The 22,210-nt window shown below is 67.1% G+C and carries 17 protein-coding genes and 4 pseudogenes; 11 read left to right on the top strand and 10 right to left on the bottom strand.

The features are described from left to right. The 6 genes and pseudogenes from ACFWSK_RS30690 to ACFWSK_RS30665 all read right to left on the bottom strand — a co-directional run. Positions 1 to 258: pseudogene (locus tag ACFWSK_RS30690) on the bottom strand (hypothetical protein); the annotation flags it as partial. 499 nt (positions 259 to 757) lie between these two features. Continuing rightward, positions 758 to 1,636, bottom strand: a complete 879-nt coding sequence (locus ACFWSK_RS30685; protein ID WP_383793237.1) for a DUF4394 domain-containing protein — start codon at positions 1,634 to 1,636, stop codon at positions 758 to 760. Positions 1,637 to 1,876: 240 nt separating this feature from the next. Then, positions 1,877 to 2,407 carry a transposase gene (locus tag ACFWSK_RS30680; RefSeq protein WP_383793291.1) on the bottom strand — a complete coding sequence of 177 codons (531 nt, stop codon included), beginning with the start codon at positions 2,405 to 2,407 and terminating at the stop codon, positions 1,877 to 1,879. Further along, a complete protein-coding gene (locus tag ACFWSK_RS30675; RefSeq protein ID WP_383793234.1) occupies positions 2,404 to 2,943 on the bottom strand; it encodes a winged helix-turn-helix domain-containing protein in 540 nt (179 codons plus the stop codon). The genes ACFWSK_RS30680 and ACFWSK_RS30675 overlap by 4 nt, the downstream gene beginning before the upstream one ends. Positions 2,944 to 3,244: 301 nt before the next feature. Beyond that, complete coding sequence (locus ACFWSK_RS30670; RefSeq protein WP_383793231.1) at positions 3,245 to 4,408, bottom strand: ParB/RepB/Spo0J family partition protein; 1,164 nt, start codon at positions 4,406 to 4,408, stop codon at positions 3,245 to 3,247. Then, on the bottom strand, positions 4,408 to 5,142 hold the full coding sequence (locus ACFWSK_RS30665; RefSeq protein WP_383793229.1) for a ParA family protein: 735 nt from the start codon (positions 5,140 to 5,142) through the stop codon (positions 4,408 to 4,410). Before ACFWSK_RS30665 ends, ACFWSK_RS30670 begins: the two co-directional genes overlap by 1 nt. Positions 5,143 to 5,309: 167 nt before the next feature. On the opposite strand from ACFWSK_RS30665, the gene ACFWSK_RS30660 reads away from it, so the two are divergent. Together ACFWSK_RS30660 and ACFWSK_RS30655 are read left to right on the top strand one after the other, a co-directional pair. Next, entirely contained in the window at positions 5,310 to 5,534 is a 225-nt protein-coding gene (locus ACFWSK_RS30660) for a hypothetical protein (protein ID WP_383793226.1), read from the top strand. Positions 5,535 to 6,555: 1,021 nt separating this feature from the next. Beyond that, a pseudogene (locus tag ACFWSK_RS30655) lies at positions 6,556 to 6,923 on the top strand (transposase); the annotation flags it as partial. An 88-nt stretch (positions 6,924 to 7,011) separates the two neighbouring features. On the opposite strand, the gene ACFWSK_RS30650 reads toward ACFWSK_RS30655, so the two are convergent. Next, positions 7,012 to 7,164, bottom strand: coding sequence for a hypothetical protein (locus tag ACFWSK_RS30650; RefSeq protein WP_383793223.1), 153 nt, complete (start codon positions 7,162 to 7,164; stop codon positions 7,012 to 7,014). A 2,063-nt stretch (positions 7,165 to 9,227) separates the two neighbouring features. Further along, positions 9,228 to 9,440 (bottom strand): hypothetical protein, encoded by a 213-nt coding sequence (locus tag ACFWSK_RS30645; protein ID WP_383793220.1) that lies wholly within the window; start codon positions 9,438 to 9,440, stop codon positions 9,228 to 9,230. Between the two features lie 539 nt (positions 9,441 to 9,979). Between ACFWSK_RS30645 and tap the strand changes: the two genes are divergently transcribed. The 3 genes from tap to ACFWSK_RS30630 all read left to right on the top strand — a co-directional run bounded on the left by tap (position 9,980) and on the right by ACFWSK_RS30630 (position 13,883). Beyond that, positions 9,980 to 12,223, top strand: coding sequence for a telomere-associated protein Tap (gene tap, locus ACFWSK_RS30640; protein WP_383793217.1), 2,244 nt, complete (start codon positions 9,980 to 9,982; stop codon positions 12,221 to 12,223). Positions 12,224 to 12,230: 7 nt separating this feature from the next. Further along, a complete protein-coding gene (gene tpg, locus ACFWSK_RS30635; protein ID WP_383793214.1) occupies positions 12,231 to 12,794 on the top strand; it encodes a telomere-protecting terminal protein Tpg in 564 nt (187 codons plus the stop codon). A 657-nt stretch (positions 12,795 to 13,451) separates the two neighbouring features. Beyond that, positions 13,452 to 13,883: a hypothetical protein gene (locus ACFWSK_RS30630; RefSeq protein WP_383793211.1), complete on the top strand. Its 432-nt coding sequence runs from the start codon at positions 13,452 to 13,454 to the stop codon at positions 13,881 to 13,883. On the opposite strand, the gene ACFWSK_RS30625 is transcribed toward ACFWSK_RS30630, so the two are convergent. Together ACFWSK_RS30625 and ACFWSK_RS30620 are read right to left on the bottom strand one after the other, a co-directional pair. Continuing rightward, positions 13,864 to 14,130, bottom strand: a complete 267-nt coding sequence (locus ACFWSK_RS30625; protein ID WP_383793209.1) for a hypothetical protein — start codon at positions 14,128 to 14,130, stop codon at positions 13,864 to 13,866. The two genes, ACFWSK_RS30630 and ACFWSK_RS30625, sit on opposite strands and share 20 nt — an antisense overlap. 32 nt (positions 14,131 to 14,162) lie before the next feature. After that, positions 14,163 to 15,632 (bottom strand): annotated as a pseudogene (locus ACFWSK_RS30620) (NF041680 family putative transposase). Between the two features lie 302 nt (positions 15,633 to 15,934). On the opposite strand from ACFWSK_RS30620, the gene ACFWSK_RS30615 reads away from it, so the two are divergent. From ACFWSK_RS30615 to ACFWSK_RS30590, 6 genes and pseudogenes are all read left to right on the top strand, one after another. After that, positions 15,935 to 16,126, top strand: a complete 192-nt coding sequence (locus ACFWSK_RS30615; RefSeq protein ID WP_383793206.1) for a hypothetical protein — start codon at positions 15,935 to 15,937, stop codon at positions 16,124 to 16,126. A gap of 897 nt (positions 16,127 to 17,023) precedes the next feature. After that, positions 17,024 to 18,100, top strand: coding sequence for a bifunctional DNA primase/polymerase (locus ACFWSK_RS30610; protein WP_383793204.1), 1,077 nt, complete (start codon positions 17,024 to 17,026; stop codon positions 18,098 to 18,100). Then, positions 18,097 to 19,665: a phage/plasmid primase, P4 family gene (locus tag ACFWSK_RS30605; RefSeq protein WP_383793201.1), complete on the top strand. Its 1,569-nt coding sequence runs from the start codon at positions 18,097 to 18,099 to the stop codon at positions 19,663 to 19,665. Before ACFWSK_RS30610 ends, ACFWSK_RS30605 begins: the two co-directional genes overlap by 4 nt. Positions 19,666 to 19,791: 126 nt before the next feature. Further along, the gene (locus tag ACFWSK_RS30600; RefSeq protein WP_383793197.1) at positions 19,792 to 20,184 is read left to right on the top strand and encodes a DUF6009 family protein; all 393 of its coding nucleotides are present in this window, start codon (positions 19,792 to 19,794) and stop codon (positions 20,182 to 20,184) included. A gap of 650 nt (positions 20,185 to 20,834) precedes the next feature. Continuing rightward, positions 20,835 to 21,950, top strand: coding sequence for a bifunctional DNA primase/polymerase (locus tag ACFWSK_RS30595; RefSeq protein WP_383793194.1), 1,116 nt, complete (start codon positions 20,835 to 20,837; stop codon positions 21,948 to 21,950). Then, positions 21,947 to 22,210: pseudogene (locus ACFWSK_RS30590) on the top strand (hypothetical protein); the annotation flags it as partial. The gene ACFWSK_RS30595 and the pseudogene ACFWSK_RS30590, both read left to right, overlap by 4 nt.

Here is a 22,210-nt window from a genome sequence, read left to right as displayed (position 1 = left end):
CATGCCACCCTTGGGCTTGTCGTGCTTGGAGCCGTCTTCCTTCTGCTCGTCCTTGGACCAGTCGTCCGCATTGACCAGGGACAGAGCACCGGAGCCGGTGTGCATGCCACCCTTCGGCTTGTCGTGGTCACGCTGCCCGCTGTGGGCGGAGTCGTCCTTTTCCCAGTCACCTGCGGTGATCGCGTACGCGCCGGGAGCAGCAACCGCCAAGGTGGCGGCAGCGGCTGTTGCGGCGAAAATCATGCGGGCAGAGCGCATCGATGAGTTCCTTTCGTCTGCTGCGCCAAGCCGACCCGCTGTCGGCTTCTCATACGCAGCAACATGGCCCACCGTCATCTGCCGCTCGCGTTATTGCCACTTGAAATAGTGCATCCGGGATGCTCAGCGTGGTCGGGTAGGTCCGATAGGGCGGGCCGCGCTGGATTCTGCAATCGCCGTGCCGGCTCCTCGCCGCACCGGCGAGGAGCCGGCCTGGGGAAGTGACTACCTGGTTGCCTGGATTAGCCCGTCCCGCGTCGGCTTGGCACCGCTGCAAGGGATCTTTGCTCCGCGTGCGCGGGCCGTTCGTCATACAGGCAGCAGAGAAGTGAGGGCGACAGCAATCCTTGCCAGCCCAGCAGACGTGTCTCGGTCACCCCGGGTTCGCGGCGTACCTCGAGGCCGGGGACAGATGTGACCTGCCAGGCATCGGTGGAGCACCGTGGCCGGGGTGGCCGGTCGGCAGGCTGGGGCAGCCTGCCGACCGGGGGCGTGTCCGTCAGTGCTGGTCCAGGGGAAGAGCGACGTCGACGACCCGGTGGGCTGAGGGGAAGGTGCCGATGAGGTCGGTGCGGCCGTTGAGGACGTTGACCTTGTAGAAGCGCTGCTTTCCGCCGGTCTTCAGGGCCGCGAAGCCGTGGTTCGAGCCGTTGGAGGCCCGGTAGTAGATGTCGAATCCGGCCGACGGGCCGGCGTCGACGCCGAGGTTGCCGGTGGGCGCGAGGGTTCCGGCGTTCGCAGGCGACTGGAGGGAGACGCGGTCATTTGTGGTGTCGATGTCGAAGAGTGTTGTGGCCGTTGCGGCCTTGAGGTCGTTGTTGGTGTACCCGGCGCCGGTGACACCGAGGGCGGTCGACGGCGGCATGGTGGGGTTGGTGAGGGTGCCATCGACGGTGGTGGTGGCCGGTGCGGCAGGGTCGTCGATGTTGTGGCGCAGGTTCTGGCCGCTGTTGCTGATGACGCGCAGGCGGTTGGCGGCGGGGTTGAAGTCCACGCCGAAGTGCCGGCCCTGGAGGGCGACGGTCAGCTGGGAGACCTTAAGGGCTTTGGCGCCCTTGCTGACCGTGTAGACGCCGCCCTTGTCTCCGACGCCGTACAGCTTGCCGTTCTGGACGCGGAAGTCGATCCCAACCAGTTGGTTGTCGCCCCGGAGGCCGCTGATCTTTCCGAACGACCAGGCGTCGTTCGGGTCGGAGACGTCGAAGCCGACGAGGCGCTGGTCCGTGGTCAGGCCCACGCTGACGAGACCCTGCCGTGCGGCACGGTCCTGCGGTGCGAACGGATCGGCCCCTCCCTTGGCGGTGGCCACCGCGGGGAAGAGCAGGGCGGTTGCCACGGCAGCAGTGGCCACGGCGGCGGTCGTAAGTCGAGTACGCACGAAACTCCTATCGATCAGCGGCTCGCGCTCTTTTGAGGCAAGTCCATGAGTGCTTCGGCACCTAGCCGGGAGAGGATTGGTGCCGAAGCCGCTAATCCCTCGAATGGCCCGCAATAGGAGGAGTACCGCCGATAAGAGCAGGACAGGCGGCGCGCCATTGGCGGCAACAAGCCCTCCGAGCGCGTGTGCGTTAACCGACGAACGCCTACTGAGGTTGAACTCGGAATGTCGTGCTGCTGATCAGGCGGGTCTGATGGTCAGGCCGGTCTCGGTGAGGCAGCCGTCTATGAGGTGGCTGCGGTACTGGATGTGCCGTAGGCCGCGCCGGACGGTCTGGACGAGGTGTTCTGGGGTGCTGAAGACGACGTTAGAGAGCCACCCGCGTCGTAGGAGCGACGAGATCCCTTCGACGGGGTTGAGGTCGGGTGCGTAGGGCGGCAGGTAGTAGATGGTCAGCCAGTCCCGGGCTTCGGCGAACTCCCGCAGTCCGGCGGCCTTGTGGACGTTGAGGTTGTCCCAGATGAGCACGATCGGGGCGTCGAGTTGCTGGTGGGCGGCGATCAGCAGGTCACGGTAGTCGCACCAAGAGAAGCTCTTGCGTCCGTCACGCCGGCCGTCGTCGCGGCGAGGCCGATAGATCAGCCGAGAACGCTGGCCGGGTTTGTAGCAGGTCAGGGCGGCGATGGATATCCGTCTGCGGGAGCGTCCGCGGACCCTCACCACCGGGGTCCGGCCGCGCCGGGACCACGTCTTCGCGTGCGGCGGCGTCATGGAGAAGCCGGCTTCGTCCTCGAAGACGAGCCAGGCTCCACGGGCCGCCGCGAGCCTTCCGCGCAGGGCCACACCTCCTTGACCCACCCGGCCACCGCATCGTCGTCCCGCTCCATCGCCCGTCGGGCCGGGACCTGGCAGGACCAGCCGTTGCGCACCAGTAGCTTGCGCACACCCTGGATGGTGTAGGTCAGGTGGAAGCGTCGGCCGATCACCGCCTTGACCCGGGCCAGCGTCCAGCGCTGGTCCTCCCACCCGTGCGCGGCCGGCCCCTTGGCCAGCTCCGCCTCCAGCTGCGTGAACTGCTTCTCGCTCAGCCTCGGCAGCGATGCAGGCCCCTGCGACCGCAAGGATCGTGGGCCGCCCTCGGTCCACGCGTGACGCCATCGTTGGACCGAGCGGACACTGACCCGCAGATCTCTGGCGATCGCGGTACTGCCCTCGCCCAGGGCGAACCGCTCGGCCGCCTTGAGCCGTAACTCTTCGCGGAACTGCTGCCGTTCGGCGGTCAGCCCGCCACCTTGTGGATACCGCATGACTCCGGTGATACCGCAGCCACCGACCAGCCGTCACCCCTCACGACATCACGAGTTCAGGCTCAGTAACCGCGGTCTCAACTGCACCAACTGCAACCACGGGCTCGGCACCCTGAAGGGCCACGCCACGCGGGAATCGGGAGACCTGCAGGTATGCGCCGATTCGGCCACTACAAAGTGAGCGAGCAAGAAGAGGCCGCACTCATCCGAAGTGAGTGCAGCATGTATGTCGACCTGATCAAGCGACGCAAGCTTCCGCTTCTCCGCCTGTCCGACGGAGAAGCGGAAGCCCTCTAGCTGACTATGCGTCCTTCAGGAGGCCCTCGGAGACCTGCTGCAGGATGGTGGCCAGGGACGCCCGGGCATGCGTGTTCAGGGTCCCCTTCATGTCCTCGATAACCGCATCTACTCCGCGACTGATCTGGAAGTAGCGCAGAATGAACGCGCTGCGCTGGACGGGATCCAGGCGCTGGAATGCTTGCTCCATGAGGGCACCGCCGTCATGCCATGGCAGTTCCAGGCTAGAGATGGCAGCTTGGAGGTGGCTTCGTTCTGGTCGATCAGTATTGGCAGCACCACTTGGCCGAGGCTCAGGGACGGCGCCGCTCTGCGTCAGAGTCCCTTGGTTCGCCTCCCCCGGGCCGGCCTCGTCATCATGGTTCTCCGCAGTTGCTAGGCCCGACTTCAAAACCGGGTTTTGAACCGGCCTCCCTTCCGGGGCAACCTCTGCCTTCCTCCGCGCTGGCCGGGGCTGTGAGGACTTCAAAATCTCCTGTGCAGCCCTGGCCTTCTGCTCCTCAGGGTCTTTGATCCTGGAGATCTGTTCGGCCGTCTTCACCTTGATCTGCTTGGTGTCGACGACGTCCCTCAGCTCCGGCGTCAGGTTGAGCAGTGCCAGACGATTGGAGACGTACATCTGGGACTTGCCGATGCGCTCGGCCACCTTCTCCTGGGACCCGTGCCGATCCACCATCCGTTGCAGGAACTCCGCCTCCTTATAAGGCGGGATGTTCTTGCGGTGGATGTTCTCGATGATGACGGCTTCGTCGACTTTGTCATCGTCCTCATCTCCGAGGCGATCGCGAACCCGGATGTCGAACTTCGTCCAGCCGAGCTGCCGGGCCGCGTGGAGGCGCCTGTTGCCGAGGACGATGACCCATTCGGCGCCCTCGACTGCGGTGGCGTGCTCCGGCTTGGCCCGCCTGAAGGCTTCGCTCGACATGGCGACTGCCGGCTGAAGCTGGCCGACGGACTGCATGGACTTCTTCAGTTCACGGAAGTCAGCATCGTCGTCGCTGTAGTCGAGTTCGGTCCGCGGGTTGTCCGGGCTCCCGATGACCGTGTGCATGTACACGGTGGTGGGCGGGCTGGCGGGCTGGGCCGGTTGCTCGGCCGTGGCATCGCCCTTCTTTCCGGTCTTTCCGGGTCCGTCCAGTAGGTCGGCCCATGGCTTCTTCGCGGCCATCAGCGGCGATCCTTCTTCCCGGCACCGAGTTCCAGGGCGAGCTGGTAGAAGTCCTCGCGGGCCTCCATCGCGACCCGGTTCTTTTTGTACTGGGTGACGACGGTGCCCTCGAGGGCAGCTCGGGTGTGAACCTTGTAGTGCCGGACGACGGTATTCGCCAGCTTCCAGCCCTGTGCCCGGACGAAGTCCTTGGTCTGCTCGAGATCGGCTTCGCCGTCGCGGGGATCCCAGTTGTTAATCACGACGAGGTAGGGGATCCCGAGAGGCTTAACCACTTCCTCGATGGTGTCGCGGGTTGGCATGAAGCCCAGCGGCTCAGGTTCGACGGGAATGATGAGGTCGTCGGCGTTGGCCAGCACGGCACGCATGGCGTCGGCCGCAGTGCTCTTGCCGAAGGGGTCGCCAGCTTCTTCCTTCTCGTCCTCGGGAAGGTCCATCCACCCCGGGGTGTCAATGAACGCGTGCTTGACCTTCCGGGACTTCTTCAGATGGGAGAACAGCTCCAGGTCTTCCCTGGAGTTGATCTGCTCAAAGGAAAAGGGAAGGTCGCTGCCGACTCGTTCTGACCACCACGTGGTGGAGCCTTGCGGGTCGGCGGAGACGGCGGCGACGTAGTGCGGGTCGCCTGCGGGGGATTCGCCCAGGACGTGGGCTGTGATGGCCGCTGTGTTCACGGTGAGAGTCGACTTGCCGACTCCACCCTTGCGGTTGATGAGCGCGGTAATCCGTGCCATGAGTGGTACTCCTGATGCTCCGTATGCTTCCCGGCCCGGTGTGGGTCGGTACTAGCGGACCGGAACAGGATGTCATGCATGGCCTCGCAAGGTGGTACTCGGCGTGCCGGTTTCAAAACCCGGTTTTGAAACCGTCCGGCTCGATGTCTCCCCAACGTGTCCCGAGAGTGCTAAAGCTGCAGTCGGCTCACCAGTACCTCGACATCTACGCATGGCGGGCTGAATGCATGGCGCAGGACGGCGTCTCCACCTGCAAGGACTTCGAACAGGGGTTGCCGGATCTTCGGCGTGCGGGAGATGAACCAGTCGCCTTGGGACGAGTCGATACCGCTGAAGGCACCCACCTGGTCTTCCTGGCCGCCGATCTGAAGTCATGCGTTGCTGTGCTGTAGGAGCGGCACTCCCCCGCAGGGTGACGAGCAGCCGAAGCAGGGTAGCGAAGACACCTTTGCGATCATGTCCGTATGGACTTCGAGCTCGTCCCGCCCAGAGGTGTCGGTTCTCTGGTGATAGGCATGCCGTGCCAGGAGACAGACGCGGCACTGCTGTCGCTGCGCGACCCGTCGGTAACGTCGACTCTGACCGGCCTGGGCAACACATCTTCCGCCCGAGCGGCTTGATGATCAGCATCAGCTGCACTCGCGGCCTCTTGGAGGCAGTTGAGTTGGGACGTCCGTCGAACCCAAGCACAGCGTGCGCTTCGGCGACGTTGACGTATTCGGCCTGCCAGCACGCGAGGTTGTTCGCCGCATGCACGATCAGACAACGGTCCTCGCGGATGCAGAGGACCTAGCGTCTTTGGTGGCACCTGACTTGCTGCTGAGCCTGGGCGTCCCTTCGCGGACGGTGATGATCCCGAGGAGGAGCAGGGCTACTATTTCAGCTCAGTTCTCCAGGCGCGTCCCGGATATTACGACGGTCCCGGGCTGTGACGGTTATCGGCAGGCCCCGTAGGTGAGGGCTTGCCAAGGGCGCGCGGGCGGTGGGGGCAGCAGGACGGTCTCCTCAGGGCCCTGGTCTGCTTCCAGCTGCCACGACTGTCCGGCTCAGCAGCCTTTAGGGCGATGAACCCCTACGCAACCTGCTGCAAGTCCAATCGAGCCACGGTCCCTGCCATCTGTCGAGCTACGCCTATGTCCGAGAGTCCAGCGGCGACCCGCCAACATTGCCGGAGCCTCCAGAACATCATGGAGCGAAGCAAGCTAACGGCTGGTGCGAACACACTGCGACGACAAAGGGGACGCCTCATTCGATGTCTGAGCCCGCTCATCGAGCAACACAACCAGACAGTCTCAGGCCGCCCGAGAACATCGAAGGGCACCGCCTTGCAGTCCGGTCGTCCGCCGCGTGGACGCTCTAGGTCCTGTCCGATGGGTCGCGTGACTCGCCTTGTGGCGGATCGTTGCGGTCGGCATGGGGCGGGGTGATCTCTCTGATGACGAATGGGCTCGGTTGGAGCCGCATCCACCAGGAGTGTGGGCCGGGGCGGGCGGTGGCAGTGTCACCGCCGGGTGATCAACGGGATCCTGTTCCGGCAGCGGACTGGCCTGCCGTGGCGGGACCTGCCGCAGGTGGTCAGCCGACGGCAGCTGGGAAGGGGTCTTGCGGGCCGTCCAGGCAGGCGCCGATGCCGATGGCCGGATTGACTGGAGCATGGTCAGCGTGGACTCCACCTCCTGCCGGCTCATCAGCACTCGGCCGGAGCCCGCTCCCGCCCACCGAGAGTTCCCGGCAGACGCAGCAGGCCCTCCCGGCATCGGCCCGACGAGGCACTGGGGCGTTGAAGGGGCGGGCACCCGTGTCCGTAGGGGTGGTTCCTTGTCCCGCTCGGCACACCTTGCCCCAGGTTCGCGGGGGAGCGGCGCATCGTCAGGACTCGTCGGCCATCAGCTCCAGGGGCACGAACAGGATGCCCACTGCCGGGTAGGAGGAGCCAGGGCCGTAGATCACGCCTTCCCGGCCCTCGTCGGTGTCCAGCTCCACCAGCCCCAACACCTCGGCCGGGTCCTGATGATCAGCCATGTATCCACCGAGAAATCCTCAGACCATGGGCGGCGGCCCGGCGGTTGCGCTTGTGCGGCGGCGTTGTTCGCTGCGCGCCCGGCCAAGGAAATGGCAGCCATGTCGGCGGCGTCGCTACGCCGCAACGCGAACACCGGCGGCCACCATCGGGTCGTCGTTCGAGCCTTGCGCAGCGGGGAGGGACCCGCTGTCTTCCGTGGTCACTGCTGGACCCCTCCGTCGCCGTTGGAAGCGGGCGTGTGCTCGGTCTTCGTCGTTTCTGGTGGAGGCCCGAGCTGGATGAACAGCATCGCCATGGCCTGGTCGAAGGTCTGCGTGGAGGATGGCGCAACAGCCGACAACTCATCATGTGTGAGCTGCTCGGTTGGCCGGCCTTCTCCACCCCGCGCACACCGTGCTTTCTACTGAAGAGAGGCCTGGTGCGATTCTCGCTCGCATCGCACCATTGGATGCGAGGCATCGGTGGGCGCTGAGCTCGTCTTCTCGACTGTTGGGAACGAGCGCATTGTCTGCCTCGACCTGCCGCAGGGGTGACGTCGAGGCGCTCGAAGCCGAGGCCCGGCTGGAGGGCGCGAAGTCCCTCACCCGCGTCGCGTAGGTCTGTCCGATCACATCGTGAACGGCAGCCCCACCTGATGCGCTGTGCGCACGGCCTCGGGGTGGCCTTTGCCTTCGCTGCCGCCGATGGCAACCGACCTCCCATTCGCGACCAGGCCGTAGATGCGAGCCGCCAAAGTGCCGCAGGGCGACATCGATGACTTCGGGCCCGTGGTCGTCTCCCGGCCGGGTGTGGGCCCGTTCTCCGAAGGGGCCGACACGCACCGCGACATCTTGGCGCAGGCTCGGCGCCGAGGGTTCGGGGGAGCGGAGGGCATCGAGTGTCGAGCGGACCACGTCAACGGTTGCCTGACCTTCGGGGTTGAGGGTTCCCCGGGAACCAGAAGCCGGAGGGCATGCCTTCCCGGGGTGGGCACCGCCCCTTGGGCTACGGTCCGATGAGTCGGGTCATCAGGTCACGTCGCTCTGAGGGCCTCGCGGTCACCCGAAGAACGACTCCGCGGCCCACTTCCTTGTCCCTCAGCATCACTTGAGGTACCCCATTGGGCTGTTGAGGTGATGCCCATGGTCGTCGAAATCGCACGTACGTCGATCTGACGGCCTCCCATCCAGGTCAGGACCCCGAGGCACCGAGAGCTCGGAGATCGGGCGTCTACGGCACGATTCTGTGGGTCGCTTTTGTGAGCAGAACAGCTTTTGCGTCGAATATGGAGCCAGGCCGTGCACTCCGTCGACAGTTTTGGCGTCTTCTCACTCGTGTCACAGGGCGAGGTTTCTGTTGGTCAGGCTTCGAGCATGTCACCGCGCCTGTCGTCCCGCCGGTCTTCAGGCCGGGTGACGGGAACCTCGTCACCTGTCTCTGGGACTGCTCTCGCATGCGGGTCGTCGCTTTCGAGGAGCCCGGCCTCAGCGACCGGCCCGTCGAACTTGCAGAGATCTCGGAACACGTGGCCAGTTGGGTTTCAGCCTCTGGATGTCGAAGTGTTCCTGAATCAGTTCGATACGAGCGGCACTGAACGAGCACGGGTAGTGGAAGGCCGTCGCTGCTGGCCCTCATGTGGCCGTTCCTCCTGTCCTTCGACGACCACAGGATCCCGCGCAACATTGCAGAAACCAGCTGAGCGGCAAGGCGCCGAACTCTTCGGTGATGATGTGCATGAGCCGCCTCGCTTCGGGTTCGGGCGCTCCCCGCCGACGAACACGTCAACGCGTTCCGTGTCCTGTCTCAGTGTTCTGGGTCACCGGCATCCGCCGCAGGCAGGCGTACTGCAAAGGCACCTGCGGACACGCGTGGCACAATTTGCTGCCTCGGGCCACAAGGCCCTGGCGGAGGCCGACTACGGCCGCCCGTAGCGCTTGCAAAGCAGGTAAGTGACCGGAGGCGTCGTGGCACCGTTGTCGAGGCAGACCGGCACGACCGCGGCGCCGCCGGAAACGTCTGCCGGACGGCAACTCGCCGGGTCGACCGACTTGTGCTCCCCCGCCACGGTGACTGACCGGTTGAACTAGGTCAGCGTGCCCTTCGTGTACGTGTTCCCGAAGGTGACATCGAATTCGCTGTCCGGGTAGTCGGAGGTGTGGGCGCTGGCCGCAGGAGCCCTCAGGAGCAAGCCCGTGGTCAGCGCGAAGGCGCTGAGGGCCGCGGCGAGACGGGTGCGCATGTCGTCTCCAGGGTTAAGGCTGTTGCGGCTGCGGACCGGCTCAGTCTTCAGGCTCACGCCAATCGCGTCGACGAACGATCGAGTCAACTGTTTCGGCCGGGAGGGTCAATGCCCCGTTCCGGCCACCGCCCTTGGCACCCATCCGGAAACCATGTGCACAAGTTAAGAAGCGGCTGCGGGCAGATGAGACGATCCTTCCGCAGGGCGTTACGCGTCGCGGTGTCGAACCGCTGCCACCCTCGGATCAGCCAGGCGCCCGGGTCCGGCCGGACCCCGGCACAGCGGGTTTGGTGATGGCCACTGTGCTGGAGTCGCGGACTCGGGCGGCGATGACCCGGCAGCCAGGGAGAGCGTGGCGACGAACACGACGGGGAACCACCCCTTATCGCGTGGGCCTGACCTGCCTCTTCGCATTCTTGCGATGGCGGGTCCTCAATGAGCAGCCATTGCCGCTATGAGGCGTTCGCGAGAACCGGCACCGATTCGACCAGGACAACACCACATGGTGCCCCGGACGCACTTCGCGCGCCATTCGTACGCCAAACGTACGCGCATCGTACGTTTCGCGGGGTAGGGTCTTGGTCAGGAGGTGCTCCATGTCCGAGTTGTTCGACGCGGTCGACGCACTGCTCGCGTCCCGCGCCGCGCTGCCGTCACCGGCGGAGCGCAAGCGGCTGCGCGCCGCGCACGGCCTGACGATCGATGAGGTGGCAGGCGCACTGAAGGTGCGCCGGGCCACGGTATCCGGCTGGGAGTCCGGCAAGACCGAGCCCCGCCCGCCGGAGCGCGACGCCTACGCCCGACTCCTGGACAAGCTCGCCGAGCTCTACCCCGCCGACCCGGTCGCCCCCGTCCAGGACGCTGCGGTGCCGGCCACGTTCACTGCTGCGCCCGCCCCGGCGGAAAAGCAGACTCTGTCCACCGGTCCGGCGCCCGAGGCCGCGGGCATGGCTGAAACCGAGAACACCCGGCCCCCTGCCCCTGCTCCAGCAGCCGCCCCGCGTCCGGCGCGCGCCACCGGGCCGTCGTCGATGTCGTCGTCGACGTCGACGCGCCGTCCGGGCACGAAGAAGGCGGCCCCGGCCGTGACCACGGCAGGCGAGATCGACCCGCGGTACGAGAACGGTCCGCTGGCGGTCGTCGACGTGGAGGACGGGAAGGTTCTGGCGTACTGCGTCGGCGGCCTGATCCTGGACGTGCCCGCCAAGTCACTCCCGTCCCTGGTGGACTGGACGCTCAAGGAGGCGAAGCTCGGAGCGCCGAAGCTGTCCGGGCCGGGAAGGCCGGCCGATCCGCTGCTCGTGCTCACCGAGGCCGCGCTGGAGCGCTACGGCCTCCCCCTCTCCCTCACCCAGGAGGAGCGGATCGCCGGACGGATCCCGGAGGGCCACAAGGCCATCAAGCAGCTCACCCGCGCCGACTGGAAGCTCACGAAGCGCGGCTTCGGACCCTGGGCGCGGATCTACCGCCCGGCCAAGGGCACGGACCGCCAGTGCGTCCAACTGTGCATCCCCTCGTGGAACGCACTGGACAACCGGCACTGGGGCGCCGCTGGACAGCTGCCGCCGGCGGAACTCGCACGGATCCTGGGCGTGTACGCGGCCCGCGTGATGACCCCGCGCGGTTCCACGGCCGTCACCGGCCTGGAACTCATGACAGCACTGCACCCGCCGACCTACGCCGTGCGGGACGAGGAGACCGGCGTTCTGCGGCAGGCCGACGACAAGACCCCCGGCTCGCTGGGCAAGGACCCGGTGGACTGCGCCCCGTGCGAGGCCCCCGACGGGCACCCGCTGCTCAAAGACCTGCCGCGCTTCCACATCCGCACCCCGGCAGAGAAGATTTTCGAGGAGGCGTACGACTGGGCACGGCCGTTCACCGACGACGAGTGCATGCACCGCAACCTCGTTGGCCTGGACGTGAACATGGCGTTCGCCGCCGGAGCGAACGGGCTGCCCGTCGGCCTGTGCGCGCCGACGCACGTCAGGAACCCGGTGTTCGACCCGAAGCTGCCCGGCTCGTGGCTGGTCGACCTCAGCCACGTAGACCTGTCCCGCGTGAAGGTCGGCAAGGAGTGGGTGGAGCTGGACGCGAGTCTGCTGCCCAGCCCGTTCACGCCGAAGGGCAACCGCCCGGAGGGGCCGGCCTGGTACGCGACGCCGACCGTCGCCTACGCCGTGGAGCTCGGCTACGACGTCGCACCGACCGAGGCGTACGTCCGGCACGAAAGCGGCCGCTACCTGGACGGCTGGTACAACCGGCTGCGCGACGCCTACCTCGCCACGATGGCCGACCTCGGCGTCGGCGCCGACCTGTCGCCGGCCGATTTCCTCGCGGCAATGAACAGCTACAAGAGCCGTGACCCGGAGCTGGCGATCGTGGTGTCCGCCGTCAAGGCCACAGTGAAGGGCGGGCTGGGCAAGCTGCGCGAGCGGCCCCGGGGCGAGGGCTGGAGGCCCGGTGAACGATGGCGGGCCCTGGAGCGCCCGACGTGGCGGCCGGACATCCGCGCGGCAGTCATCTCCCGCACGCGGATCAACCTCCACCGGAAAATCGTCAAGCACGCGGCGTTCACCGGGCAGTACCCGGTCGCGGTCAACTCCGACTGCGTCGTGTACGCGGTCGACGGCGAATCGCCGCTGGACTTCCTGCCCTACCGCGAAGGCAAGCCGCTGCCGGGCGGCTTCAAGCTCGGGGTGAACCCGGGCCTGGTGAAGCACGAGGGCACGCAGACCGTGCTGTGGGGCGAGGGCGTGCGGGAGCAGTACCAGGCCCCGGAGCTCAACCTCGCCCGCTACATCAAGGACGGCATCGTCACCGACAAGGACAACGGGGAGTAGGTAGGCGATGAACAAGGAATTCGGGGACGGCCTGGACCAGGCGGTGCAGAAGTCTTTCACCCGCCCCGTGCCGAAGTCGGCCGGCGCGCAGATGCGCTACCTGGTCAAGCAGTACAAGGGCACCAGGGTGGTCGCCCAGATGTTGCGCGTCTCGCAACGCACCGTCGAGCGGTACGTGAAGGACCAGATCAAGACGCCCCGCCCGGACCTCGCCGCGCGCCTGGAGCGCGAGGTGAAGGCCCGGTGGCAGCCGCAGATCCGGGCCAGGGCGAGGGAGAAGGCGGCGACGACCGGCGGCATCGTCATCGACGTCCACGCCCGCCTCGGCTACGCCGGGGCACCGATGGAGACGACGGACGAGGACCGCGTCCGCCACCTCACCGTGGCCCTCCCGCCCCAGCACGCCGCCCGCCTCTTCGACGCCCAGCAGCAGGGCGCCGGCGACGACCGGCTGCGCGAGCTCACCGCCGAAGCCCTCAAGGAGGTCTACTTCCAGGACGGCGGCCGCCGCGCCGGATCTCTGCAGGAGGTACAGATCAACGACGTGCTGAACCTGGAGTTCGAACTGTAGAGACCCCACCCCGAACGACCCGCGAGCCCCGCTGTGAATGAGTGCTTCAGGTGGCGAGTGAGTGTGTGAGCCGGCGGCCGGAGCGGGCAGCGTCAACGGTTCGCTCGAACCTGCACACCAGCAGGCCTCCACCCACTGAGACTGGGCAGACCCGCGATGTCCGCAGGCCGCTGCCGACGAGCTGTCATCAGGTTCGGGCCACTCCCGGCTTCTCCGGCCGCTCGCGGCTTCACCCGCGAGCGGGTCCTCGGACGACGCCCGCGTCAGGCCGTGCCGTCCCGATGGACGGGCACCACCACCCCGAGGCGGCATGGCGTTTCGCTGCCTCCGGCAACGTAAGCGGGTGCAGGCACCAGGACGTTCTGGGGCCTGCACCCGTGCGTCGGAGGTCGTAACCCGTGAGGCTGAAGCGGTAGTCATCGAGCCGCACTCGGGGGAAATCGTGGTCATCTCCACCTCGACATCGTCGCGCCGCGGAACCTGGTTTCGTGGCAGTCGCCGGGCACAGGTGGCAGCCGTCTGCTGCGGCCTGCTGCTGAGCGCACCGACCGCCGCCACCCCGCCCGACACCCATCCCCAGGCGCAACACGAGGAGCGTGGCCGAGGCACGCTTTGGTCTCCTCCGAGAAGCTGTACACGCTCGCAACACCACAGGCCGTGGCCACCGAACTGGGCGCGACCGGCTTCGAGGACGACGCCGTCCGGCACGGCGTGGTCGCGTACCCGCTGGTCTACCGGACCGTTGATGCGTACGGACGGCCCAGCACGGCGAGCGGGCTGTTCGTGGTGCCGCTCAACAGGGAGAGACGGCTGCGCGCCGTCTCCTTCGCGCACGGCACCGGCAGTCACAAGGACGATTCCCCGTCCATGCAGCGCGCCAAGTTCGTGTCCGCGCCTGCGGCGGCGGGTGCCGCAGGGTCCGACTATCTGGGGATGGGCAAGGGACCCGGTCTGACCCCCTGGATGGACATCGCCTCCGAGACCACAGCGTCCCTGGACATGCTGAGGGCGTCCCGCGCCTTCGCGCCCCGCACCGGACATGTGCTGGAGCGCGAAGTCAGCTTGCCGTTTAACCTCGGCGCGAGATGAGTCGGGCGAGCGACTCTGTGGGCCAGCAGAGCCATGCGAGGAGAGGGCTGGTGACCACGAACCAGTGGACACTGATTCGGCCCTGCTGCTTGTCCAGGATCGGTGGGGCCTCAACCCGGTAGACGTAGCGGAGGTATCGGCGACGGATCGGAGCTCCGACTATCAGCAGCACTGGTGAGGCGACAAGGATGGCCGCCGGGACCAGGGCTCTCGCGGCGGTGAGCTTCGCCTTCTCCTCGTATCGCATGTGCTCAGTGTGCTGATGCTCGATGTCGCTTGTCAGCCTGTCCTGCGGGGTTTGGTGCCAACGTTGTGGTGTGCGGGTCGTGTGTAGGACTCACCGGTAGCGAGGACTCGTCCGACGTCGTAGCGGGTGGCGGGCAGCTTGTTCTTCGATCCGAGTGGTCGGCCGGGGCCGGGCCGAGTGGGTTTCGGTGCACGGGCTGGCGTGCCCGTTCTTCACGTGCAGGTTCCTGAACCCGCGCCGGACGCGGGCAGGTGTGAGTCTGTTCGGTTCCGCCGCCCGCTCCCAGGGTCGGCGGAGATCCCGTGCGAGCGGGCGGGCGAGCCGAAGCTGGGTGTGTGCGGCCAGGACGATCTAGGTCCAGCGGTCGGCCGCTTCGGAGTTCCGGAGCTTGGGGCGGGTCGAGCCGAGCGTCTGCTTGAGCAGGCGGAAGGTGTGCTCCACGTCGAACCGTCGTAGGAAGGCTTGCCAGCATCGGTCGACGTCCTCGGGGCGGGCTCCGGTGCGAGACCACCAGAGCCAGACGGGCTTGTTCACCCCGCCGCTGGGCAGTTTCGCCACCGTCAACCGGATCACAGTGCCCTCGATGATCGGCAAGGGGCCCTCGTGGTCACCCCATGCCGCCCGACGCGTCAGTCGGGGGTGCAGCCGGTCCCACGCTTGCGCGGTCGCGGTCCCGTACCGATCGGTGTCGGTCACCGTCACCACCGCGGGCTCGCCCCAGGTCTCGGGCCGGCCGAAGACGAACTCACCACCGTGCTTGGGCGGGCGGCCGCCCTGCGGCGGGCAGATCCACGGCACCGGAACGGGCTTGCGCATCACCCGGTCTGATCGGAGCCGGCCCAGCACCTCGACCGGCAGATCGGCCAAGAGGTGAGCGATCCGGGGTGCGTCGTATCCGGCGTCCAACACGATCAGGACTTCCAGGTCACCGTCCCGCCACTGGCCTGCCGTGACGAGGCGTTCGATGACCTCGCGGACCTGCTCGGCGGTGACCGCGGCCAAGTCTGCGCCGGGTTCCAGCCGGATCGCGTCCAACAGCGCGGTCCACGACGTCCGGCCCGTCTCCAGCGCCGCGACGATCGAGTACGGCCAGCCGGGGACCATCTGGTGCTTGCCCAGGCCCCGGCCGAAGGTGTGACAGAAGGAGCGGTCCGAGCAGGTATCGGCATCCGGCCGAAGCCACGGGGACACGTCCACTGCCAGCCCCGGGCGCGCCCATCGGCGGCCCGGGGCAACGGCACGCCGGCCAGGGCCCGCCGCAGCCGGGCGATGCCGATCCGGCCCCGGTTGATCCCGGAGTACAAGGCCCCGTGCTCGCGTCGGTGTTCCGGCGCGAGCGCCAGGTCCACGAGGGTGCGGACCGGTCCGTCGGTTCACAGCAGCGCGTCACACACGTCGAACAGCGCATCCGCCCGCGACGTCAGGCACGCGTACAACTCAGACCGGAACTCCGACAACTTCGACAAGGCGCCTCGGTGGACGCTGTGCTCGACCAGTCCCACGATCCCAGCCTCCGTGCTGAATCAGCCCTGAGCACAGGATCGGGCCCGGCCTCTCGCACGTCCGGTGAACTGGGGAAACTCCGAACCAGTTCGAGCCCAGTTCGACGCCGGTGGATGAACGGCAAGCTCATGGTCACCGGCTTCTCGCAGGGCGCGTCGGCGGCGCTGGGGCTCGGCCGGGCTCTGGAGGCGGGTACGGACAGCTGGTTCAGGCTGGGCACGCTGGCACCGGTCAGTGGCGCGTACGACTTCAGTGGCATGGAATTGCGAGCGCTGCCCCCCGTGCCCCGGTGCGGCTCTACATGGCGACCGATGACGAGCAGGTCGTCACCGACGACACCGGACACTGCCAGGCGGCTCGGCTCAGGAATGGCGTGGCCGCCCCGGCAGTCGATCTGGGCGATGTCGACTGCCAGGGCTCTCGTCACCTGGGGTCCAGCGTGGGAGCCACGTCGTCGATCGTGCGCTGGTTCGGTGAGCTGCGCCAGCAGTGACCGTGGAGCGCCCCCGGCTCCATGGTCCCGGGCCTGGTTTCTTCGGGTCAGTGCCGGGTGTCCGAGTGCCTGGAGTCCGCAGGCCCGCTCAAGAACAGCCTGCGGGCTCAGTACAGCTCGTCCGACCAGCGGCGAGCAGCAGAGCCTCTCCGCACCAGATCGCCCCCTCACGTCCCCTCACGTCCCGAAACCAAGCATCGGGATCAGGATCAGACCTCACCTCGGTGAGAACGCTTCCTGTGGCGGCGCCACCACCGGGCCTGGGCAGTGGATACCGCCGGGGCACGCGCACCCTGGCGGTAGCTTCGCGTGGCCTGGGGACGCAGAGCCACTCAGTCCCTGTCTTCAGTCCCTCGACATAAGACCAGGTCAAAGGCCATGTCAGCAGAAAAGTCAGGGACTGAAGGGACCGAAGGGACTCAACTTTCCTGTTCCACTGATCACGTGTGCGTGTGTATGCGTGCGCGTAAGACTCAGTACCCCTAGTCATGAGTAGCTCATAACTAGAAGTTTCAGTCCCTTCAGTCCCTCGAAAGAGACACGAAAGGCCTCTGACCTGCGCATTTACCGGAGGGACTGAAGAGGGACCGAACAGGCCGACTTTCTTCGGTCCCTCGCCCCGCGGGGCGAGGGACCGAAGCCGACACGCCCGGCCCTGAACGCGCCGCAAACAGGTCGAGGGCGCCTCCCTCACCCAACTTCCCAAGGACGCAAAGGGACCGAAGGGACTCAAAGTCGGAAACGGCTACACAGAAGCCCAGTGCCCTGTTGTAGGCTCTGGACTCATTGGAAAACTCAGTCCCTTTGGTCCCTCGTTTGTCAGCAACAGCTGCTCTGACCAGGTCTTTTTGTGGCCAGTGGCTGAAAGTCTGTTGGCCCCCTGCAAGGACGATCAGCGTGCAGCGTCAGAGCGAGACCAGCGTTTCCCGTACTGCGGGACACGCCAGTCCCTACGATGTCGCACGCTGGTGCGCCGCGAACGGCTGGCCCGTCCACCCTCTCGCCGCAGGACGTAAGACCCCAGCCGCCAACTGTGCCTCCTGCCGGGAGACCACACACCGGCCGCATCAATGCCCCTGCCACTCTGCGGGCAAGTGGTGCCATGGCTTCCACGCAGCCACGACCGACCCCGAACTCCTGGACGCCTGGTGGGGGAGCAACCCAACCCTCGGGGTCGGAGTCTCCTGCGGGCCGGCGCGTCTCGTCGTCCTCGACATCGATGCCCACAGTGTGGAAGTTCCCGACCGGAACCGGCTCCTGCCAGGTATCCCCATTCACGAGAACGTCAACCTCGACGGCCTGGCCTCAGGCTTCGACACCCTGGCTCTTCTTGCCGCGCTCCGCGGCAAGAAGAGCCCAGCAGACGATGACTCCACCCTCCGCGTCCGAACCCCTTCCGGAGGGCTCCACGTCTGGTACCAGACCTCGGACCACGGCCCCCGCTACAGGTCCTCGGTCGGCTCCAGCCCCAAGGTCGCCCTTGCCTGGCAGGTAGACATCCGAGCCACCGGCGGATACATCGTCACCCCCGCCACACGGACGCCTGCCGGTACCTACCGTGCCCTAGGTACGACCCGTATCCCGGCCCCCCTGCCCAGTTGGATCGCCACGGAACTCCACCGCACAGGCCACACCGTCAACAACCTCCCCACACCTGGCTTCCGCCCGAGCCCGAGAATGGCGGCCCCAGCCGGCAAGCAGGCTCACGGTCTTCTTGAACCCCTCCTGGCCCAGGTGGAAGCATGCGCTGCCGTATCCGAAGGGATGGGGTTCACGGAGAAGCTGAACCGCGCTGCCTACACGGCCGGAGGCCTGGTAGCCGCAGGCCACCTCGACCACAACCAAGCGCACGACTTGCTCAGCGCGGCCGCCGACGCCGCGCGCCCCCACCGCCACCGTCACAGCAGCGCCGTCATTTCCTCTGCCCTGTCCGCTGGCGCCAGCCGGCCGCTCCATCTCAAAGGACGCCCATGAGCAGCGCTGACAGCTCCCGCTTCGACGCCACGGCAGCGGCTCAGCAAATGCTCGAGCTCGAAGTCCAGACCACGCAGCCGAGCCTCCCCGCCCAGCAGAACACCGCGAGCGTCACCGTCCACCAACCGGCCATGCCGCAAGGCATGCTTCCGGCGATGCTTACCGACCGCGGCAACGCCAAGCTGTTCGCCGTCATGTTTGGTGACCAGTTCCGGCACGTGGAAGGCCTGGGCTGGTACCACTGGGACCAGTACCGATGGAAGCGCACCGGCGGAGAGAAAGCCGCGGTCTGGGCAGCCGGTGACCTCGCCGAACAAATGCCCGCCACCGATCCGACCGGGAACTTCAACGACCGGGAAATCAACGCACACCGGCGCAGATCAATGTCCACCCCCGGCATCAAGGCGCTGCTCACCCAGGCCAAGGCATCCCCGGCGCTGGCCCTGGACCCCGATGTCCTGGACGGCGACCCCTACGCCCTGTGCACCCCGGCCGGCGTGGTCAACCTCCACAGCGGCGACCTCCACAAGCCCGACCCCGAAGCCGACATGCACTCCAGGGCCACCAGCGTCGCCCCCGAGGCAATGCCCACCCCCCGTTGGCACCGCTTCCTCCACGACACCTTCGGCGAGGACGCCAAGGGCCAGGAGACCATCCACTTTCTCCACCTGCTGCTCGGCTACTCGATCACCGGTGACGTCGGTGCCCAGGTTCTGCCCTTCCTCTACGGCACCGGCGCCAACGGCAAGTCGGTCCTGCTCGACGTCATGACGCAGATCCTCGGCGACTACGCCCAGGCCGCCCCGCCAGGCTTCCTCATGGAGAAGGGCAAGTTCTCCGAGCACTCCACCGAACTGACCGAACTTCACGGCCGACGCATCGTGGTGTGCTCCGAACTCAAACCCAACGACAAGTTCGACGAATCCCGGGTCAAGCTCCTCACCGGTGGCGACCGCATCATGGCCCGCCGCATGCGCCAGGACTACTTCAGCTTCAACCCCACCCACAAGCTCTGGCTGCTCGGCAACCACCGCCCCGAGGTCGGCACCGGCGGCCACGCCTTCTGGCGTCGCATCCGACTCATTCCCTTCGAACGTGTCGTTCCCGCCGCCCGGAAGATCGACAACCTGGCGAAAGAACTCGTGCAGAGCGAAGGCCCCGGCATCCTGCAATGGCTCATCGAGGGAGCCAAGCTCTACCTCGCCACTCGCGATCCCCTCGCCGGCCCTGCCACAGTCCGCTCCGCCACGGAGGCCTACGCCACCACGGAAGACCACATCGGCCGCTTCCTCACGGAATGCTGCACCACCGCCGGCCCCGACAAGAGCCCGGACCGGGCAACCGGAGACCTCCGCGTGGAGCAAGGCATGCTCTACGCCACGTACAGCAGCTGGTGCAGCGCCGGCGAAGGCATCCGCCCTGCCACCGCACGCGCCTTCGCCACCCGGGTCCGCCAGGAACTCTCCCTCGCCTCACCTGCCGACATGATGAAATCCAGCGGCAAGAAGTACTACCCAGGTCTCGGTCTCCTCGCCGACGAAGAACCTCAGGGTGACCATGCCTGATTCTCGCGCCCTACGCACCCGAACCTTGGCCGCCTATCCTGAACACGGTGCCCCCACTCGGGAACGTGCTAGCCACACAAACACTGGCCCGCAAACGGACAAAGACAATGAAAAGGGGCTGCAGCCATGAGCTCGCTGCTGAACGAGAGCGACCTCTGCCACGAGAACGCAGTGGTCTGGCTGGAGAGCCCCGATGAACTGGACTACGTCCGCCAAGCCCTCGACAAGACCCCCCGCCGCCGTGGCAAGCCCCGCTACGAACGCGACGGGCGCATGGTCGGCTACGCCGAACTGGACGCCCATGCCGAAGCCGACCCCGACAGCGGTCTTCAGCTCCGCCGTGTCTTCTTTCTCCTCCCGCACGACCGCGACGCCAACCCCGACGGTCCCTACCACGAAGGCGCTCCCGGAGAAGCCGTCGACCCCCGCACCATCGAGCCCCGCCGCGTCGGCGACAAGACCCCCCGCTCCCAACGTGGACCTGCCGCGATAGCAGCCAACAGCAACTACTGCGGCTGAACTCCTGGTGACGTAGAGGGCGACGGTCCTTGATCCGCGCGCTGTCACCCGTGACAGCGCGCGGTCGGTGCAGAGCTGGCGCCGGGCAGGCCCAGCACGTGGTAGACGGAAAGCCGCTCCGCGTCAGGCAGTTGTCCTTCGCTCCGCCCGCCGACCGATGTGCCGTCGCTGCCGGGCCCGCTCGCTCAGCAGCAGGTGATCACAGACCTCTGCGGCCGGAGGCGTTCCCGCGGGACTGCCGACCCTGGTCACCGGGGCACCGCAGCGACCCGTGATCCGTTCGGTCGCTTGCAGTCAGCGGTGGAAAACACCAGGTCGGAGACGCTTCTTCACTTCCGTAGCGACTCAAGCGACTGAAAGTCCGGGTATATGAAGGCATTGGTGTGTGCGCGTGTGTTCCATAAATAGGTGAGTTGAGTCGCTTCAGTCGCTGTCGGACGTCCGAAGGCGCTCCGAACTGCTGCTATGTCGATTTACGGGTTGAGCGACTCACGAGCTTCGGTCGCTGGCGAAAATGTACGACCCAGTAGGTGCGTCTTCAGCCTCAAACCGGTGCAAGATTCGGGGGGACGAACTTCCGCACAGAGGGGATGTATTCGCTAATCTGTGTTGGTCGTTGGGTCGCTACGGTCGCTACTGAGGAACGGTATATGGCTCCTGAGCTGCGCCTTCTGGGACTCTCCTCCGCACGTCCCGGCCTCGTCTGCCGGGCTGTGCCGCAGTCCCTGGCCACGGCCCGGTGGTCTGCGCAACAGGGCTGGCCGGTTCACCCGCTGGCCGCCGGCCGTAAGACCCCGGTGGGAAACTGCGACACCTGTCGCCGTTCCGGCGGCCACACCCACTCGGGCTGCCGGTGCATCACGGAGGGCCGCTGGTGCCACGGTTTCCGGGCCGCCACCCGCGACGCCGAGAGGATCGGCCGGTGGTGGGGGAACAACCCTGAGTTCGGGGTCGGGGTCTCGTGCGGTCCCGCAGGTCTGGTGGTCATCGACATCGATGCGCATCAACAGGGCCTCCCCGATCGCAGCCGTCTGCTGCCGGGCATACCGATACCGGAACAAGTGGACCTCACGGGCCTGACGAACGGCTTTCACACCCTGGCCGTCCTGGCAGCCCTGCGAAACGCCCCCGACCCGGCCACCGACGGGAGCACCCTGCGTGTGCGGACCCCTTCCGGCGGCCTCCACGTCTGGTACCGGGCTCCCGACGCCCGTCCATGGCAGAGTTCCGCGGGCTCGGGCAGCGGGCGCGCGCTGGCCTGGCAGGTGGACGTCCGTGCCCACGGCGGGTACATCATCGCGCCGGGGACCACCACCAGGGCGGGGACCTACACCGCGCTCAGCCCGGTCAGGAGACCCGCGGTGCTGCCCATCTGGCTCGCCGAGGAGCTCGAACGCACTGGGCACCTGCCCCAGGAGCGGCCGGCCGGGCCGAAGCCCATACCGCCGAGAGCCCTCCAGGCCGTCGTCGCCGCAGGAGGCGGCAGACAGGGAGCCTTCAGCGTGCTCAGCTCGGTGCTGGCCGAAGTGACCGCCTGCGCCGCGCACACCGAGGGCGTCGGCTTCTCGGAAAAGCTCAACCGGGCCTCGTACACCGCAGGCGGGCTCGTCACCGCAGGACATCTCACCCAGGAGCAGGCCGAGCAGATCCTCCAGGACGCCGCCGCCGGGGCCCGCCCCGGTCAGGACCGCAGGGCGGCTCAGATCATCCGTAGCGGAATGACCGCGGGTTCGCGCCGTCCGCTGTACCTGGGGAGATACGGATGACCTCCGGGGACGGTTCGCTGTACGACTTCGACGCCCAGTCCGTGGCGGCTCAGATAATCGCCCGGAGCACGTCTCCCGTCGGCCGCGCCGGAGCGGAGGCCGCGACGTGCCTTCCGGCGGAGAGGGGGGTGGCCCTGCTCCAGGAGCAGGTATCGGCGGCGGGGTTGTTACCTGATTCGTTGACGGATCGGGGGAATGCGAAGTTGTTCGTGAGGTTGTATGCGCGGGACTACCGGCATGTGACGGGGCTGGGGTGGTAC

This window comes from Streptomyces sp. NPDC058620 (genome assembly GCF_042717135.1).
GTDB lineage: Bacteria > Actinomycetota > Actinomycetes > Streptomycetales > Streptomycetaceae > Streptomyces.
Note: the sequence above shows the minus strand (reverse complement) of the source record. Positions and strands in the feature narration are given on the sequence as shown.